At 53.1% G+C, this 17,832-nt stretch carries 13 protein-coding genes and 4 pseudogenes; 7 read left to right on the top strand and 10 right to left on the bottom strand.

What is annotated here, in order from left to right:
- The first annotated feature begins 45 nt into the window (after positions 1-45).
- Positions 46-1,509 carry a DegQ family serine endoprotease gene (locus ACOAP0_RS15720; protein WP_498377165.1) on the top strand — a complete coding sequence of 488 codons (1,464 nt, stop codon included), beginning with the start codon at positions 46-48 and terminating at the stop codon, positions 1,507-1,509.
- Between the two features lie 54 nt (positions 1,510-1,563).
- On the opposite strand, the gene ACOAP0_RS15715 is transcribed toward ACOAP0_RS15720, so the two are convergent.
- Together ACOAP0_RS15715 and ACOAP0_RS15710 are read right to left on the bottom strand one after the other, a co-directional pair.
- Entirely contained in the window at positions 1,564-1,986 is a 423-nt protein-coding gene (locus tag ACOAP0_RS15715; RefSeq protein WP_087496769.1) for a methylglyoxal synthase, read from the bottom strand.
- 9 nt (positions 1,987-1,995) lie between these two features.
- Positions 1,996-2,178, bottom strand: a pseudogene (locus tag ACOAP0_RS15710) (HNH endonuclease); the annotation flags it as partial.
- A 122-nt stretch (positions 2,179-2,300) separates the two neighbouring features.
- Here ACOAP0_RS15710 and ACOAP0_RS15705 point away from each other — a divergent pair.
- The 4 genes from ACOAP0_RS15705 to ACOAP0_RS15690 all read left to right on the top strand — a co-directional run bounded on the left by ACOAP0_RS15705 (position 2,301) and on the right by ACOAP0_RS15690 (position 8,973).
- Entirely contained in the window at positions 2,301-3,746 is a 1,446-nt protein-coding gene (locus ACOAP0_RS15705; protein ID WP_498377164.1) for a tyrosine-type recombinase/integrase, read from the top strand.
- A complete protein-coding gene (locus tag ACOAP0_RS15700; RefSeq protein ID WP_498377163.1) occupies positions 3,746-7,132 on the top strand; it encodes a VPA1269 family protein in 3,387 nt (1,128 codons plus the stop codon). Before ACOAP0_RS15705 ends, ACOAP0_RS15700 begins: the two co-directional genes overlap by 1 nt.
- Positions 7,129-7,851: a hypothetical protein gene (locus tag ACOAP0_RS15695; RefSeq protein WP_498377162.1), complete on the top strand. Its 723-nt coding sequence runs from the start codon at positions 7,129-7,131 to the stop codon at positions 7,849-7,851. The genes ACOAP0_RS15700 and ACOAP0_RS15695 overlap by 4 nt, the downstream gene beginning before the upstream one ends.
- 918 nt (positions 7,852-8,769) lie before the next feature.
- Complete coding sequence (locus tag ACOAP0_RS15690; protein ID WP_498391465.1) at positions 8,770-8,973, top strand: hypothetical protein; 204 nt, start codon at positions 8,770-8,772, stop codon at positions 8,971-8,973.
- Positions 8,974-9,150: 177 nt separating this feature from the next.
- Here ACOAP0_RS15690 and ACOAP0_RS15685 read toward each other — a convergent pair.
- Positions 9,151-9,324 (bottom strand): annotated as a pseudogene (locus ACOAP0_RS15685) (ATP-binding protein); the annotation flags it as partial.
- Positions 9,325-9,327: 3 nt separating this feature from the next.
- Here ACOAP0_RS15685 and ACOAP0_RS15680 point away from each other — a divergent pair.
- Positions 9,328-9,528, top strand: a pseudogene (locus ACOAP0_RS15680) (IS3 family transposase); the annotation flags it as partial.
- On the opposite strand, the gene istB reads toward ACOAP0_RS15680, so the two are convergent.
- Positions 9,524-10,360 (bottom strand): IS21-like element helper ATPase IstB, encoded by an 837-nt coding sequence (gene istB, locus ACOAP0_RS15675; protein ID WP_498377160.1) that lies wholly within the window; start codon positions 10,358-10,360, stop codon positions 9,524-9,526. The pseudogene ACOAP0_RS15680 and the gene istB overlap by 5 nt on opposite strands.
- On the bottom strand, positions 10,357-12,009 hold the full coding sequence (gene istA, locus ACOAP0_RS15670; protein ID WP_498377159.1) for an IS21 family transposase: 1,653 nt from the start codon (positions 12,007-12,009) through the stop codon (positions 10,357-10,359). The genes istB and istA overlap by 4 nt, the downstream gene beginning before the upstream one ends.
- 118 nt (positions 12,010-12,127) lie before the next feature.
- On the opposite strand from istA, the gene ACOAP0_RS15665 reads away from it, so the two are divergent.
- On the top strand, positions 12,128-12,289 hold the full coding sequence (locus ACOAP0_RS15665; protein ID WP_498377158.1) for an integrase core domain-containing protein: 162 nt from the start codon (positions 12,128-12,130) through the stop codon (positions 12,287-12,289).
- 115 nt (positions 12,290-12,404) lie between these two features.
- Here the strand turns inward: ACOAP0_RS15665 and ACOAP0_RS15660 are convergent.
- From ACOAP0_RS15660 to ACOAP0_RS15640, 5 genes and pseudogenes are all read right to left on the bottom strand, one after another.
- Positions 12,405-12,554 (bottom strand): annotated as a pseudogene (locus ACOAP0_RS15660) (IS256 family transposase); the annotation flags it as partial.
- Positions 12,555-12,767: 213 nt separating this feature from the next.
- Positions 12,768-13,103 carry an HU family DNA-binding protein gene (locus ACOAP0_RS15655; RefSeq protein WP_498377157.1) on the bottom strand — a complete coding sequence of 112 codons (336 nt, stop codon included), beginning with the start codon at positions 13,101-13,103 and terminating at the stop codon, positions 12,768-12,770.
- A 340-nt stretch (positions 13,104-13,443) separates the two neighbouring features.
- On the bottom strand, positions 13,444-13,689 hold the full coding sequence (locus tag ACOAP0_RS15650) for a hypothetical protein (protein WP_498377156.1): 246 nt from the start codon (positions 13,687-13,689) through the stop codon (positions 13,444-13,446).
- Between the two features lie 1,944 nt (positions 13,690-15,633).
- The gene (locus ACOAP0_RS15645; RefSeq protein ID WP_498377155.1) at positions 15,634-15,957 is read right to left on the bottom strand and encodes a hypothetical protein; all 324 of its coding nucleotides are present in this window, start codon (positions 15,955-15,957) and stop codon (positions 15,634-15,636) included.
- A gap of 19 nt (positions 15,958-15,976) precedes the next feature.
- A complete protein-coding gene (locus ACOAP0_RS15640) occupies positions 15,977-17,713 on the bottom strand; it encodes a methyl-accepting chemotaxis protein (RefSeq protein WP_498377154.1) in 1,737 nt (578 codons plus the stop codon).
- Positions 17,714-17,832: the final 119 nt, after the last annotated feature.

Below are 17,832 nucleotides of genomic sequence, written 5' to 3'. Positions count from 1 at the left end.
TCCTTATCTGAAGCAGGTCTAGTCTGTTTCTTGAAAGATGACACCATGCAACACACAGAGCGTTCTCTCTACCTCAAACCGACATTCATCGGCGTGCTGGCGTCCAGCTGCTTTCTGGGCGGCTATGCGCTTTCGCAACGTAACCCGGCCGCCGCACCCGCCGACGCCACACCCACAGCCATCAGCCGCGCCATGGATGCACGCGGCGGCACACCAGCGAGCTTTGCCGACATTGCCGAGCAGCAGGGACCGGCCGTGGTAAACATCAGCGTGCAAGGTGCGGTCAAGACCAGCGCCCGCAGCGGTGTGCCGCAGCTGGACCCACGTGACCCGTTTTATGAATTCTTCCGCCGCTTCCAGCCCCCTGCAGAGTCTGACAACGCGCCCACCCGTGGCACCGGTTCCGGCTTCATCGTCAAGGCCGATGGCGTGGTGCTCACCAACGCACACGTCGTGGCCGATGCCAGCGAGGTCACCGTCAAGCTCAAGGACAAGCGCGAGTTCAAGGCCAAGGTGCTGGGCATCGACAAACTGTCGGATGTGGCGGTGCTCAAAATCGATGCCAAAGACCTGCCCACCGTCAAAATTGGTGATCCGAAAAACAGCCGTGTGGGCGAATGGGTGGTCGCCATCGGCTCGCCCTTCGGTTTTGAGAACACGGTGACAGCCGGCATCGTGTCCGCCAAATCGCGCAGCTTGCCCGACGAGGGCTATGTGCCCTTCCTGCAAACGGATGTGGCCATCAACCCCGGCAACTCCGGCGGCCCCTTGTTCAATCTTGCGGGTGAAGTCATTGGCATCAACTCGCAGATCTACAGCCGCAGCGGCGGCTACCAGGGCTTGTCGTTTGCCATCCCGATCGATGTGGCCATGAAGGTCGAAGGCCAGTTGCTCGCGCACGGCAAGGTCAGCCGCGGCCGCTTGGGTGTGACCATCCAGGAAGTCAGCCCCGAGCTGGCAGAGTCCTTCGGACTGGACAAGCCCGCCGGCGCCCTGGTGAACTCAGTGGACAAAGGCAGCGCTGCCGACAAGGCCGGCCTGCAGGCAGGCGATGTGATCCTGAAGTTCAACGGCACCGCCATCAGCCAGTCCAGCGAGCTGCCGCCCTTGGTGTCTGACACTGCACCGGGCAGCAACGCGGCCTTGAGCGTGTGGCGCCAAGGCAAGCCCAAAGAGCTGAGCATCACGCTCGGCCAGATGGAATCGGGCAAGGTCGCCGCTGAGTCCGCCGCTCCGCAAGACAAGCAACTGGGCCTGGCCGTGCGCCCCTTGAACCGTCAGGAACGCGCCGAAGCGCAAGTCGCCGGCGGTTTGGTAGTGGAAGACGTAGCCGACGGCCCTGCCAAGCGCGCCGGCCTGCGCAGCGGCGATGTGATCCTGTCGGTCAATGGCGAGCTGGCCAGCTCACCCGACACACTCAAGAGCCAATTGGGCCAAGGGCGCAAGAAAATGGCGTTGCTGGTGCTACGCGGTGAGGACCGATTGTTTGTGCCCGTGACCGTGGGGTAAGCACCCATTTAGCACGAAATCGGCCTCCAGCGCCCGCCCCATGTGCGCGAGCAGCTATGCTTTCAGGAGCAACTGCGCGAGCACCAGGCGTGCGCTGGACAGGTTGGTGGCACAGGGCACATCGTGCACATCGCAGGCGCGCACCAAGGCGTTGATGTCGGGCTCGTGCGGCTGGGGCGTCATGGGGTCGCGCAGGAAGATCACCGCGTCCACCTCGCCCACCGCCAGGCGCGCGCCAATCTGCAAGTCGCCGCCCCAGGGGCCGCTGAGCATGCGCTCCACATGCAGGCCCACCTCATCGACCAAGCGGCCGCCCGTGGTGCCGGTGGCCATCAGGGTGCAAGTTTTCAGGTAAGGGGCGAACTCGCGGGCGAGCGCCACCATGGTGTCTTTTTTGCGGTCGTGCGCAATCAGGGCGATGCGCGGGCGCTCAGACGGGGTGCGGGTAGCGGGTCTTTGGGCAGGGCTGGTACTCATGCCCGCATGCTAAACCAGCAAACGGGACGACGCCGGCACATGCGCCATCAAAAACTCCATCTGGTCCGCCAGGATGCGACGGTTGCGCAGGATGAAGTCCTCCCATAAGCTGGGCACATAGGGCGTGTACAGCAGCGGCATGTTGGCCTGCTCGGGGGTGCGGTGGCTCTTGCGGTGGTTGCACGGGCGACATTATCTCTACCACAGATGATCTACTAGTTCTGACTGAACGCTATAGGCATTACCTTCAAAAAGCTGATTAAACTGTGTCAGACAAAATAGTTAATACGCCCAACTAGTTTACTATTCAAGACATGACTGAACTCTCAAGTTCCCACACAGTTGTGCACTTAGCTATCGACGCGGTTGATGCTCAAACGTTGCCGGTTGTAATTGAATTGGACAATCCGGAAAATCCGCTCATCTCACTGAGTGCCGCGAAGTTTGCGCGATACCACCAGTTGCAGGGTGCATTAAGCTATGAATCGATCACCAAATCAGTGATAGCTATTGGCAAACTTCGCGACTTCTATAAGCTCGTTTGTGGTGACACTCCCGTTGGATCAGGGAAGTTACGCAATATTCTGGAAGACTTTCTTGCTGCGTTCGATCGGGGAACCGTACTTGAATGGCGACCTGCAAGTACCCAGCAGTACCTATTCACACGATCCGCAGTGTTTGAATATGTCAAATTCCTGATGGACACTAGCCGCCCCTTCTGGAGTGTGGGTGAGGCTCAATTCATAGAAGCGTGTCGAGAGTCATGGATCAGTTTGAGCCATGCTGAGAAAAGTCTGTTGTTCCATACTAAGTCAAGGTCACGAAAGAAGACAGGAGGCCGCAAACGCCAGACTGTTGGCCTTACGCAGTACAAACCATTCCCACCTTACTTGGTACAAGACCTTATCGACCAGACCCAAAATCTTCGGGACAAACTACTCTTTGCTTTGTTGGCTTATGGAGGCAGACGCCTTTCCGAGATGCTTCATTTGTTCTTAGTGGACATCAGAAGCCGCGGTACGGAGCTATTGGTCGAACTCAAACATCCGTCCTATGCACCGATGAGATGGACAAACAAAGCCCACCAGCAGGTAAGCGGGCAGCGACGTGAGTATCTCAAAGCTATGCACAACCTGCTTCCACGTACAGAGCATGGCGCCAATCGAAGCGCTGTAGGATGGAAAGGAATAAAGTTCGATGACCAAGCAGCCTATAGTTCGGAGATCTACTGGATTCGGGATGCTGGCGAATACCTTTTGCAACTACATCGAGATTACCTTCACGGCGCGCGCGCTACCGCTCCCACACGAGGCCATCCATACTATTTTGTTGCACAAGATGGCATGCCACTCACTATCAAAGCCGTCGAAAAGCAATTCCTCTTAGCTTGCCGCCGTTTGGAAAAAAAACATGGCGTATCTTTGAAGGGATACGGACCTCATTCCTTACGCCACTTCTATGGATTTTATTGCGCCGACGTCTTGAAGGCAGATCTGTTGCTCATCCAAAAATGGATGGGGCACGTGCAGATTCAGTCTACTGCGATATATGCGCATATCAGTCCAGGCAGCGCCCATAAAGCACTGCAACAGGCAGAAAAAATCGCTCAGATTGAGGGCCGAACTGGACTCAATGCTATTGAACGTGAACAACTTGCCAAAGAATTCGCTGATGCTGGATTGAAGCCGCTTCCCCAGATGAACCTTGGAAGTATTCCCTTTGGAAAAATCGACACGAGAGCCCTAACCAGGACAATGTAATGACCTATGAGTTCATATCGGATCAACCACCTGAGATTTATCCAGCACCGGGAAGTATTGATAAATCGGTTTTACTAAATCCGCACAAGCTTAAGTTTCTCATTCTTGTCGAACCGTCACTTGAAGAGTTAGCCGAGGCAGTAGAGCAGCATGCGTTCAAACGATTGGAAGACAGATGGTCCGAGTTAATGCAAGCAAGCAACAAAGGCCCCCTCATTCGAGCTTTGCAAGTCAAAGAAATTGGTTTAAGGGCCTTTTCATTGGACCAAATAATTCAGCTATCAGGCGAAACTCAATTGGTTCAGATTGCGAAAAAGTTTAGAAGAATGAGTTTAGGTGAACAGCGAGACTTTATCGCACAAATTAAGCCCAAAACCATAGGAGAAATGTTGGCGCTCTATTTGGATACTTCGAGTATAGACCAGACCGGTTATCGCTATTTTCAACATGAACTGGGCAAGGCCAAATCTGCACGAGATTTCTTTGGTAACTTGACCACTGCCCTATTCACCGGTTTTGCATCTACTGACTATAAGCTTGGATCGCCAAAACCAAGTTTCCATCAACCACGCATCTTCGAATTCCTGGGCATGGCCGCCAAGCGTGGTTGGATACTTTTTCCCTTTATCACTGGAGAAAGCGGAACCAATGAAATACGCGCGCTCATGCACAAGGACAACACCCGACGCTATCTCAACCCTGTGTTTGGGCCGCAGCAGCATGTCCCGATTTTGGAGATGCTCAGCGGATTGGCAAAAAATGACACGGAATACAGTTTTTCTCACAAGTACGCCAAATATCTGACTGTTTGTTCAACCTTCAAAAATATTGGACAAGCTAGCACCGCGCTTTTTAATCGATGCGCTGAGTTGGTTGATAACGGTAAGCCTGACTCTCATCGACAAATCGGCTACGCGCGCCGATGCTATAACGCGATGCTCTTGTTACATAACAGTCATTTCGCAAGTGCACCCCGACAAGCGCAAATAACCAAGAATCGTCCCAAAATCTCTCTGGACGAGTTTTCATCTCTTTCGGATAGTGTGGTCGAGCATCCACACTTGGCTGGTTGGGCGAAGCAACTGTCGGCCTTCATTCGCGACAACCCTAATGCTCCTGGCAGTGGTTTGCAACGCAAGAGCTATTGCGTTGAGTTTCTAGACTTTCTTGTGAGTTTGCCCACACCGCCGTTGCACCCCCTAGATACACAACGTTCACATATCAACGACTTTACAGAAGGTGGTCCGTGCTTTCGTAACTATTTGAGGAGAGAAATCAAGACTCCAGACGGGTGCAATTCTCGTTTGCAGCAAATGAGCCAATTTTTCAGCTTCATTCAAGACAGGCAGCGGGTGGAGTTTAAGGGTGGCCTACATGAAGCAAAGTGGTTCGCAAATCCGATAGATATGAGGCGTGACCGATTCAATGTCGAACTACGCTCCGGCACTACACGCAAGTCAATCTCAGCCGACATATTGGAGACAATGAGGAAATTGCTGATTGAAGACGACTATGCCTGGGCCAAGCAGTGGGACTGCGACTGGGCTCATCTGGTCAACCAAGAAACTAAGCGCTTAGAGTATGTGTGGTGCCCCAGTGCGGCGCTATGCCTCTATACGCTTTTATCATTACCACTTCGAAGTTTACAAGCCCGGATGTTTGATTCCGGTGAAGGTGACGCGGTAATCTATGACTTCGACAGCGGGCGTATGCTCCCTAACCCAAATCAATTACCCGTTAACGGCCGAATTGATCCAAACAGGCGGGAAGGTTTCTTGCAGGTGATGCCGTCAGGCTTAGCTTCTGATCCCGAGTTGCTTGGACTGTGGATTTGCGTCAACAAGACAAGCGACGAAGGCTATGCAATTCCTTGGATTAGTGATGACTTGCTGCACCATCTTCGATATCAGCGTGAGTGGATACAGCGCTACGCACCTCATCCGAACACCCAGACCATCGAAGACGCCCAAGGTCATCGCAATACCCCGCAGGAGTGGATTGACTCGCAAAATCGTTTTTACTGTCTATTCCGTGACCCTGCGGTGATTGACCGAGTCTCCGACAAGTCCTTTCCAGTGTCCAAGCAAAAGCTCGGGAAAATTTGGGGAAGGCTGTCGTTTGCAGTTCAAGAGCGACTTAATGCGCTTGCATCTGAAGACAAGAATCGTGTAACGCTTGCTCGGTTTGGCAGCAAAAGAGATACCGACCCTATTGCGCTTCACGATTTACACTCACTGCGTGTCTCTGGCATCACCGATCTACTCGACAGAGGCGTGCCGCTCAACATCGTATCGGAATATGTTGCGGGTCATGCGACTTACATTATGACGCTCTGGTATGACTCACCTGCACCGGGTTCGGTACGCCGCGCCATGATGCAAGCCCATGAACGGGCAGGTGAAAGCCTAGGCCCCTTGCCACGATTGCTCGACAGCGAGATTGCAGAAATGAAGCCGTTTCTGATCTCGCACCCAGATCACGAGGGCATGTACACCGGATTCGATGCGCTTCAAGAAAACACCGGGCTTATTCACGTTCGCCATTCAGGCATCTGCCCCGGCACTCGCTGCGAAGAAGGTGGGTTAACGAGCAAGGGGCGCATAGATCCGGTTCCAGTGGGTGATCGAGGTCCATCCTGCCCACAGTGCAGGTTTTGGCTCACCGGACCGGCTTTCCTCCTCGGGCAAGTGATTGAAGGCAACCAACTAATCATGAAGATTCGAAAAAAGGTAGATTCGTTAGCCTCCTGTCGACAAAAAATCATGGATGCAGAGGATGCCAACGATACCGCTCTTGCGGATCTCTTGCGTGGTAAGAATGATGTGGAAGAGCGACAGTTGAACAATATGCTGGCCGAATGGTGGCACCGCATGCGCTTCTATGAAAGTTCGATTGCCAAACTAGATGCATACCGAAAAGCTCGCGATACGAAAGAATCAGCTCAAGGAACCGAACCAATCGTGCTTTTCAGGCGCCAGGACAAAGGCGATCCTCACTTTGGCTACGGTTCTGCCACCGAGCTTGAACTCAAGCATTTCCTGTCTACCTGCTCTGAAATCCTGCCGGCCTTCACTGATGAGGGCTTGAGCGCACATCAGGATATCGAGCTAGCCGTAGGCCGTTTTCTTGCAGTTAACGATGAGCAAGAACTATCGTCCATGTTTTTCAAACTTGATGAAGCTCAACGTCTTGCCGCAGCGAATCTCGCAATAGAGTTGCTACAACGCGCATCAGCATCTCCGATGGACACCAATGCATTGCTCGAAGGGAAAATCAAATTGAAAAATCTTCCCCACCTCCAAGGTGACTTGAAGTCACTTCTTTCCGGTGGCGTGAATAAAGCAATGGTAGGCGCTAAACGCCGATTAACCCAAGGATCTGAATGAACAGCATCCAGTTAGGGCATCCGATTAGACGTGCTTCAGAAATACTTCACGACGAAATTGCCACGTCGCGTAACAGTTTGCGGCGAAAAAACATCCAGCTCATCAAAGAAATTTGCGACCGGATGGAGAAAGACAAGGTGCCCATCACAGCTGCGGAAGTCGTCCGTCGCTGCGGTAAAGATGGTCCAGCATATTCCACGGTATCCAATCAAGGCTCCCAGTTGGGTGAGTACATCCGGCTTCGTCTTACCGAGCAGGCAGCTGGAAATACCTCCAATGGGTCGAGCGGCAATAATAGCCTTGCCGATATGATTTCAGATCCGGTGCTACACGCTCGAATAAAAGACACGGAGAGCAGAGCGCGCTTGGTTACTCGCGAGAACAATAGTTTACGGACATTGCTAAAGACTCTGCGCCCGGGCGTAGATATTGATGGACTCATTCGAAAGGCTTCTGATATGCCACAACCAGAACCCGTCAAGTCTGTCGTGCCGACTTCCCTACCCGGTCCCGACATGAATGAACTGAGCGGCCTGTTGCTAAAGCTAATGGATCACATGGTGAGCAGTCGGCAGTACAAGGAAACTCGTGGCCGCCTCACCATCAACGGAAAGATCGTGCTTGATGCGCGCGAGTTTAGGACATACCGAGAAGCGTCCGGTCTTTCGGAAGAATCGTGGCAAGCTCGTTACGGTGAGAAGCACAGCGGGAGTGAATAACGATCATCATTCCTTCCTTAGAGATCATTCCATAATGCTGATTCTTTTCAATGGAAGCCGTAAGTCAATCGGTTCATTGTGATGGCTCCAATCAGAAACTAAACACTGGGGCGAGGACATTTATTTTTGCTACTTGAAAGTAGTTCATGTGTACTAGTCAAGACTTAATCTGACTTTTTGATATTCTTGCTGAACTGGCAAGAGGAAGGAAAGTCAGATGAACATTGCACAACAGAGCAAAGTAATAAAGAACAAGGTGGGCCTGCTTCAGCTTGCCGAACAACTCGATAAAGAAGTGGCCCGACGAATTTGTACAATTTGGCTAAGTGGATGATTGGGGTATCAAGCTGGGCCGATGACGGCCTGGCAAGGAGTCCAAAATGAGTAAGACATCATCAGGCCGTCGCACACGGCGTCTATTCAATTCCGAGTTCAAGGCCAAGGTGGCATTCGCCGCATTAAGCGAGGACAAGACGATGGCTCAGTTATGCCAATAGTACGAGCTACACCCCAGCCAGATCAACGATTGGAAGAAGCTTCTGCTGACCCGTGCAGCTGAGCTTTTTGACTCAGGCAAGACCGAAGAACCCGTCAATCTGGCTCCCCTGCATGCCAAGATCGGGCAGCAAGCGCTGGAGCTGGATTTTTTTAACAACGCGCTCACCAAGGCGGGATTGCTGAGCGCAGGCAAATGATTGACTGAGACCATACTTTGGGCATCACCAAGCAGGCGGGTCTACTGGGCATGAGCCGCTCCTCGGTGTACTACCTGCCGCGCTCCACAAGCGCAGCAGATTTGGCGCTCATGCGCGTCATTGACGAGTAGCATCTGGAATTCCCCCTCATGGGAGCTCGCCTGCTCAGCCGCCACCTGTTTAAGCGTGGCCAAAAACAGGCCGTTTGCATGTGCGAACGCTCATGACCCAGATGGGCATCGAAGCACTGGCCCCGCAGCCAGGCACCAGCGAACGCAACCCGCAGCACAAGGTTTATCCCTATCTGCTGCGCAAGTTGGCCATCGTGCGCAGCAAACAGGTCTGGGTGTCAATGCCGCACCCCCATTGGCCCATTATTCAAGCGGCAGCCATACTGGGCACTGGATACCACTCACATCCGCATTGAGCGCGGGTTTCTGTACCTTACTGCGCATTCCATTGATGGCGGACTGTGATTCCACGTTCATCGCGGACAGCATTCCGTTCGATGGCGGACACCCTGTGCTGGTGTCCTGAGTGACGGTGGCAATCCTATCCCAACTGTCCACGATGGCCGTGGAATGTGCCAGTCGCGGTGCATTGGTTAGGCAGCCTTGGCCAGCTTCCTCAGGTGCTCGCCCTTCAAGGCCATCTTGTGGGAGCCGTGCACGATGCGGTCCAGGATGGCATCAGCCAGGGTCGACTCATCGAGCCATGCATGCCAGGCCGTCACCGGCAGTTGGCTGGTGATGAGCGTGGCGCGACTGCCCACCCGGTCAATCGTTATGGCACGCCCGAGTTAGTTAACACCGACTAAGGTAGCCAGTTTACGGCTCAGGAGTTTGTGGATACCGTGTTCGGGTCTGGAGTCAAGCTGTCAATGGACGGGCGTGGGGCTTGGCGGGACAACGTGTTTGTGGAGCGCGTTTGGCGTTCGGTGAAGTACGAATGCGTATACCTCAAGGCTTACGAGTCTGTCAGCCCTTAATGGCCAGTCCAAACTCCCCCACCCGTGGCCACCCCAAATTCCCCCAGGCAGCGCAGCTAGATTTTGACGTTTCAGGCTGGATGGCCAAGCGAGCAGCCGCCTCCTTGAGCCTGTAGCTCTTACCTTCAAACTCCAGCATCACGCAGCGGTGCATCAGCCTGTCCAGGATCGTGCTGGCCATCGTCGCATCCCCCAGATACTTGCCCCAGTCCTGGACCACCCGGTTCGATGTCACAACCAACGCTCTTCGCAGCTTGTAGCGCTGGTGAACGATGGCCTGCAAAACTTCTGCCGCCTCCGCCGTGATCCGCCTGGCCAGAAACAAATCGTCCACGATCAGCAAATCTGGCTTGACCCACGCCCGCAGCATGTTCGCCCTGTCTGGACTGGGTGCCAGTGCATACCGCGCAAACTCGGTGTCTGCCTCCAAGTACCGCACGTCATAGCCCTGCAGCGTGGCCTGGTACGCCAGCGCCTTGACCACATGGCTCTTGCCTGTGCCCGGTTTGCCCACGATCAGCGCATTGGCCCCTTCGGTGATGAACTTCAAGTTGTGCAACTCAAAGCACGCAGCGCGCGGTATCTTGGGGTTAAAGCGCCAGTCCAAGTCTGCCAACGAGGCCTTCTCATCGAGACCCGAGCGCTTGTAGCGGCGATCCAGCAGCACCGAGCTGCGCCGCTCCAGCTCGTCTTGCAGCAAGGCGGCAAAGGTCTCCAAGAAAGGCTCTTCGCTGGCCTGGGCCTGCATCGCTCGTGTGGAAAGGGTTTGCTGCATGCCCGACAGGCGCAGCTGACACAAAGCGTTGTCAATCTCGGTCATGTTCATGATTGACCCCCTTGAGCCGCATCCATGGCCCGGCCCACCGCCGCACTGGCCACCATGGCCGCATGGGTGAACAAATCCGCATACTCGTTGCCTTGGCGAATGAGCGCATGCCGCTGGGCCAGAGGGTCTGCGTGAACGAGGTCACCACCATCACCACCACGGCCACCACCACCGTCATGGCCATCGTTTGCGGCCTCGTCCATGGTCGTCATGGCATTGACAAACAAACGCTCACTCAAAGTCTTGACATGGTTGTAGCTGTAGACCCCTCGCGCCAAGGCCTGGGCGCAGGCGCTGTCAATGCAGACCGCCGGGTAGCGTTTGGTCAAACCCACGATGCCCCAAAGCTTTCTTTGGCCTACCCGGCCCTCGGCTGCAAACATCAGCTCACACAGGCGGCTGGCGTGCTCACCAATTTCTTTGGCCTGTCGCAAGATCAACCGTGTCTCGCGCGATGGGTTGAACACCCGCTCGTCTGCGGGCAGCACCACAGTGCCTGGCCGCTCGGCCTTGGCGTGGGTGCGCAGCAACGCACCTTGCAGGTCCCGGATCTCGATGCGCCACTCAAAGATACGCACCAGCACTTTGGCGCCAATGGCTGCAGGGCGGGCGGCGTAGCTGCTGTGATCGACCCGCACGCAGCTGTCGTCGCAGACGGTGCGCACGCCTTGTGTGAAGTACTGCATGCCCAGCAGGGGCAAGGACTTGAGGTGTGGGCGTTCGGCCTCGAACATGGCCTGAACCTGTTGGCGCTCGCTGCCGTGGATGCGTTTGGAGGCCCAATTCGTTTCCCAATGCTCCAGGAACTCGTTCTGGGCTTCAATGGAATCAAAGCGTTTGCCCTTCAAGGCGGTGGCCTGGGTGTGGCCGATGGCGTGTTCCACCGTGCCCTTGCGGTTGGGGTCACGCACGCGGGCTGGGTCGGCCACCACGCCGTAGTGATCAAGCATGGCCGCATACACCCCGTTGAGCTCGGGCTCGTACAGGTCGGGCCTCTGCACGCCCTCCTTGAGGTTGTCCAGCACCACGTACTGGGGGCAGCCCCCGAAGTAGCGAAACGCTTGCTCGTGCAGCTGAGCCCACACCTGCTGGCTGGACTTCCAGACCACCCGGCGGAAACTGCGCCGGGAGTGGCGCAGTGTGGCGACAAACAGGCGGGGCTTCTTGTAGCGATCAGAGCCGGGCACCAAGATCGGCGCACCTTCGCCGTAATCGACCTGCATCTCTTCGCCGGGCAGGAATGACGGGCGGTCAAACTGCTCGGGTGCCTTCTTACGCAAGGCGCGCACAAAGCGTTTGACGCTGTTGTAGGCGGCTGTAAAGCCGTGGGCATCGACCAAGTCTTGGTAGATGGCGGTGGCGTTGCGGCGCAAGAGCAGTTGGGCCTGTATGAAATCGCGGTGGACTTCGCACAGGCTGCAGGAAGTGGAAACTGGAGCCGGTGGCCAGGGTGGGGGAATTTGAGTGGCCACAGCCTCAGAGCCGGTGGCCACCCTGGGGGAGTTTGCGGGGTCAAGCAGCCAGCGCTGGTGGTGGCTGCGAATGGTTTTGCGGTCGATGCCGGTGATGCGGGCAATCTCGCGCTGGAGGGTGTTGCGCTCCAGCAGCGTGATGACGGTAGCGCATTGGTTGGGTTTCAAGACATTCACTCCTTGGCCTTCCTTCGAGGAAAGCCAGAACATGCGTCCTGCCCACAGGTGCCGACGGTGTCGGCGTTGAGACCCTGTCCCCGATCAATTCAGGTGGGGGAGTTTGAGGTGGCCATAAGTGGGGGAATTTGGGTGGCCATCAGGGGTCAGCCAAGCCCGCTCGGACATTGCACGCTATATCGATTGGTACAACGCAGAGCGCCAGCACTCCAGCCATGCAGGGCAAACACCCGATGAGGTTTGGCTTGCAGGGCTGCCTGAACTTCAAGAGGTTGCGTAAAATGAATTCTTCGATGCGCCCCGAGTTGACTGCATGCGTGGACAACTCTGCATCTCTTCAAACCCGCCCTTCATCAATTATCTATCGGGGTTTGACTGTTCAAACTAACCGAGCCACTTCTCTCAATCAGCGCCTTCTTGAACGCCATGGAGTCGGCATTCACCGCCTCCGCGCTCATGGGGCCGTTGACAAACTGGTCAATGAGTTCTTCGGGGATGGTTGGCAGCACCTGTGCTGCTTTGGGCTTGCGTGTATTGCACGGCATTCATGTTCCTTGATGACAAGTTATGCCTCACACACAAAATTTCTGACAGGCTCACCTGCGAGGGACTTTTGATTTTCCATTTGGGAGGTTCGCGCATCGAATCTTGCCTAGTTCGGTACCCGTGAAAGCACTTGGACAAAGGCGCACGGCACGAGCACAAATCAGCCATTGCCACCAGGCACAGCACGCCGTATTTTCGGGACATCCTTGTATTCAGGCGCGCGCCGACATGTCAGTAGCTAATCGCTTACGCAAATTCTTTCCTTCCTTAAAACGCACGAGCTTGCTAGACCTCTTTACCAGTTTTTCGCCGGTTCGCGGATTCCGATAGGTTACAGCTAGTCTGGTCTTGGTCTGCATCACCCCAAAATTGCGAATTTCAATCCGTTGACCCTTTGTCAGTGCTGTTGCCATTGCATCCAAAATCAAACGGACTGCAAGTTCCGAATCTTTGGTATCAATATCTTTGAACTTGGCGGCGATTCCTCGAACGATATCGGAACGATTAATCGCAAGCTCTTCTTGAGGAGACTTTTGCTTGGGTCGCATAGTCATTAGTTTCAAGAGCCTAGATCATGGACCAAGCTCCTGAACTCACCACGCAGACAAATACATAGGCAATCAGGAGGTATACAAAGATTTGATGACTTGACATGCCATCTCGCGACTTAGCTTTTTTCATATCCAGCAGATAACATTGGATTGGGATTGAGTGATTGGTGTTCCTCACGAATTCGCTGCAATTGAAGGGGCAACCATGATTGCTCAGTTTACGGATTCCTCTTTGATGTTTTGACATATCAACGTCGAATATGAAGCAAACTGACGGCATAGGCACATAAAGTGAACGGATGGAGTTCGCGCTCTTTACTTTGCTGCATGAAATCAGCTACACCCTGCGCGGTGCCTTGTATTGAATACAAGGGTCTGCAGCATTCAAAGCCTTGTTGCAGAAGCTGCTCTGTCCAACGGCAGTATTCTTCCCACGTCTGGTGCAGAAGATTTGTTTGCCTGAGAAGTAGAATTTTTTGTATTCATCACCATTGAGTTGAAGAACTGCGATTTCTTCATCTTTGAGGGCATGATCGACGCCATGTGGTTCGATAGAACGGTCCTTGCGGGTCCACATCGACATTTGGGACCTCTTGAGGTGACAGGCGTGAGATTTATCCATTACTCGTTTATGTTCAAACAAATCTCGTTGCCAGGCCGCTAGTATTTGCCTTTGCGGAATCAGGGTTTCTATGCCTTCTCTCGGCAATGCAGAGGTGAGCAACTGCTCTTTATAACCATGGGGAAGTGCACTATGGTTCGGATACGGCAACTCCGCAACAACGCGCCTTTTCTTGAACTGAAACGTTAAACAATGGGCCAGAATTCCCCCCACTATGGCCGCACAAACACTGATCAGAGCAGTAATGAAGGAATACTCTATTTGAGCCTCCGCACAAAAACACCGCTCGCTGCGGTCGCAAGCTACGTTCTGACAATCAATCTTCTGATTATTTACTTTTCACGCTGAATTAACTTGATTAATTCGACGACAACCTAATTTGATCAAATTGATAAATTGAGGATTGCCTCATTTGTGTCTACGTATACAATTTTGATGAGATTAAGCCAATTTTCGGGTCTGTAATTGGTTGCTGGGCGTGCAACATGAACATAAATCAGCTGTTTCCTCTGGGCCTGAATATTGATTTTCTAGAGGAGCTTTCCATCACACAAGAACTAAGTGGAGCAATGGGGTTGGAACTGGAACGCTGGCGTAATAATGTCCAACTCACTTTGAGGCTAGGGCAAGAAGTCCCACCTACAACGAAGGTATCCGGTTTTTGGTTTGACCTACTGCCGGTTACTTGCTCATGTAACGGTTTCCCTTAGTTCTGTTATCGCTTTGGGGTCAATCCAAACTGCACGGATCAGAAGCAGTACTTGAACCCGCGTATCGGCCATGTATGCAGGTGGACCTAGATCAAGTCCAAATGGTTGCGAAATCGCGCAAACTCCTGGCGCGACTTGGACGCAAACATCTCTGTTTCATGGAGCGTTCATTAATTCTCGGATTCCAGCGCGTACCTGATTCAACAACCACTGACGATCCCAGCCCTTTTGCCAAGTGAAACCTGGCAAGTTACGAAGATACGTCAATGCAGCCTGAACATCCGGTTGAGAAATGACGATTTCCCGTTCAGGCTTCCTAAGGATAGATAACACGGCTGGTTTCCTAGATGATTTCGTGTTTAAGGCCCGTACCGTCAGTCGTCCATTGCTTTTGATCAGTCAAAACGATCCAGTGAGCTGATTCAGATGCTCCACATCGCTCTAAATATCAGTTGGCTGCGACTTTTGTTCAGTTCGATCATGAACATGGCTCTATTCAATCGAATGCGCATTCTTCATGTTGCTTGATTTGTAATAACAAATACAATTTACCGAGAACAATGCTTTTTTCATTGAGCAACGACCGTCAAAAAAGTAGAGGTATCTGGATTGAGGAGGGAGAAGTCTGACGTGAAGAAGCCCAGATTTACCGAGAACGACCTCTCGAAGATGGTGGCCGGCATCCAAGCCAACCTGACATTGCCCGAGGGGTACGAGAGGTTCGCACACAGGGTACTATTGCGGATAGAAGTACTCAGCTGGGTCTTGTTTGGCCGACACTTGCACCAAAAAAGGCTATGGACTCAGGATAAAAAAATCAATCGATGGTGGCTGCGGGAACCTCTGAAGCGCTTTCAAACGTCTTCATCATGGATGAAGCTTTAAAGCAGTACCAATCCTGCATTCAGTTAGCGCGCAATGCTTCCTTGAGCCCGAAAGTGCTTGCCCACCACACCAATCTTCAGGCTTTATGCAAACGACTCGGGCTGGCTTGCGAGCACACCTCTTTGTCATGCCGAGACAGAGATAAAGCCGTAAAGGTGCTGAGACATTATGTTGCCCTGGAAGAGTGGGCGTTATTGAGATCGAGTAGAAATCTCTGGCCCAAGTCGCGGATCGCATATGGCGGGTTGTAGTTCGCGAGGAGACGCGAATTCCTGCCTATTTACAGCGCAATTTTCATAACGACTTTCATCTACATAGTCCTGATTTTTGAAAGTGCTTCTTCAGCTATCCGGCACGAACCACCTCTCTCTTGCCAATCTACCAAACTAATTGCATCTTTTAAATTCTCCGACCTCAGCGTTATCGCATCCCGCATTGCAGCAAAGTTTCGGGAAAGTTGATCCCAAAGTTCGGGACTGGGGTCGCCTTCATACGCTTCCAAATGAATACTCAGGTTCAAGAGTTCTTTATGCAAATACTCTATCGTGTGGCCCATGTTACCTAGGGATAAATAGACAGCATCGAGATGGGACTGAGCGCGGTCAACCAAACGTACAGCCTTTTTCAGACGCAAAGAACGTGCCGATTAGCGTTCAAAACGACTCCCAATCATCAACTCCACTTTTCGAGCTTTCTTGAGAGTCAGATTTACTTGGAGTGAAGGGGACTGGCTTTATCTGGGACTGCTGTGGAAGCACTTTGGACGGTGCGCCTTTTTGGGAGCCATGAATCAATTTCAACTGGGGAGTATGATTTTTTTCCTGTGCCCCGGATGGACTCGAAGTCCCCAACTTGAATGTAGAGACGAGCTGAACCAATCCGCTTGCCTGGCTGCTCAGGCTGCTGGCAGCAGCTGCCATTTCTTCTACAAGTGCGGCGTTCTGCTGGATGACTTGGTCCATGTTTTGAACAGCTTCTCCAACTTGGGCCACTCCAGCTGCTTGCTCACTGCTTGCCGCACTTATTTCACTCATGAGATCGGTTGTGCGCCTGATGGCATCAACAACTTGCGTCATTGTCGAACCCGCCTGATCTACGAGCACAGTGCCATGTTCAACTCGTTCAACACTTGCGTTGATTAGTGTCTTGATCTCCTTGGCCGCCTCTGCTGAACGTCCAGCGAGGGAACGAACTTCGGAGGCGACAACAGCAAAACCGCGCCCCTGTTCACCGGCTCGCGCGGCTTCAACCGCAGCATTCAGAGCCAGAATGTTCGTTTGGAATGCGATTCCGTCGATAACGCTGATGATGTCTGATATCTTCTTGCTCGACTCACTGATGCCCTTCATGGTTTGCACAACCAACTCAACGACCTGTCCGCCTTGCATGGCGATGGTGGACGCACTCATCGCCAATTGATTGGCTTGCCGGGCGCTGTCCGCATTTTGCTTAACCGTGGCTGATAGCTCTTCCATGCTTGCCGCAGTTTCTTCCAGTGAACTCGCTTGGCTTTCTGTCCGCGCAGACAGATCCTGATTCCCTTGAGCAATTTCAGCAGAGGCAGTTGCTACTCCTTCAGAGCCGCTGCGCACACTGGACACTACGTTAATTAATTTGTCCTGCATGACCTGCAACGACTGCAGCAATTGCGCAAGTTCATTGTCACCCGCTGCGTGAATCGTCAAGCTTAGATCACCATCACCAATTTTCTCGGTGACTTCAACCGCCTCGCGCAGTGGCTTGAGGATGCTGTTGGCAATAGCGAAAGCAAAGCCGATCGTTGTTGCAAGCGTTATCAGCAAAATAATCATCATCAGCGTCGACGCACTCTCAATGCTGGACTTGCCAAGTGCCTCATCTTCTTCAGCGAGCTTGCTGGCAAGTTCTACAGCTTGGTCAATCGACTTTCGGTGCGTATTGAAGAGAGTTGTGATTTCTCCGAGTGCTGCCTGCATCGCATCCTGGTTGTCTTTCTTGACCGCCGGTATCAACTCGCTTTCGATAACTTTGAAGATTTGCTGAGCGGGGACATCAACCTGCTTCAAGAGTACTTCCCCCAATCGGGGATTCAACGCCGCCTTGGACCAGTATTCGTGGCGCGTGTCGTAGTCCTTCTTAAGGGATTTCATGCGACCTATCAACTCATCCTGAAGAACTTTGTCTTTGGCCATCGCCAATTGCAGCGTGACCAGATAGGTTTCCAAGATGTACACCGGTGGCGGCAATATGTCAGCTACCAAATCTTTGGTCTGCACGATGTGGTGGTATAGCGGCCCATTGACCTTGAGATCACCGAGCGTCTTGAAGGACCAAACACCGTAAATCCCCAGACCAAGAAAAAAAGCGCCAATCAACAGAATAAAGCGCGTGCGAATGTTCAAATTTTTCATATGGGAGCCTCATCAAGACTTTTCTCAGCCTATCGAAATACCTTGCAATGAGGGGCCTCCATTGTTCCCGGGAGGACAAATAGATGACTCAGGTGGCTCGTCGGCTGAGCCTGATGCGC

This window comes from Curvibacter sp. Hmag1.1, from assembly GCF_059769165.1.
The sequence above is the reverse complement of the archived record's forward strand: the minus strand, read 5'-3'. Positions and strand labels throughout refer to the sequence as shown.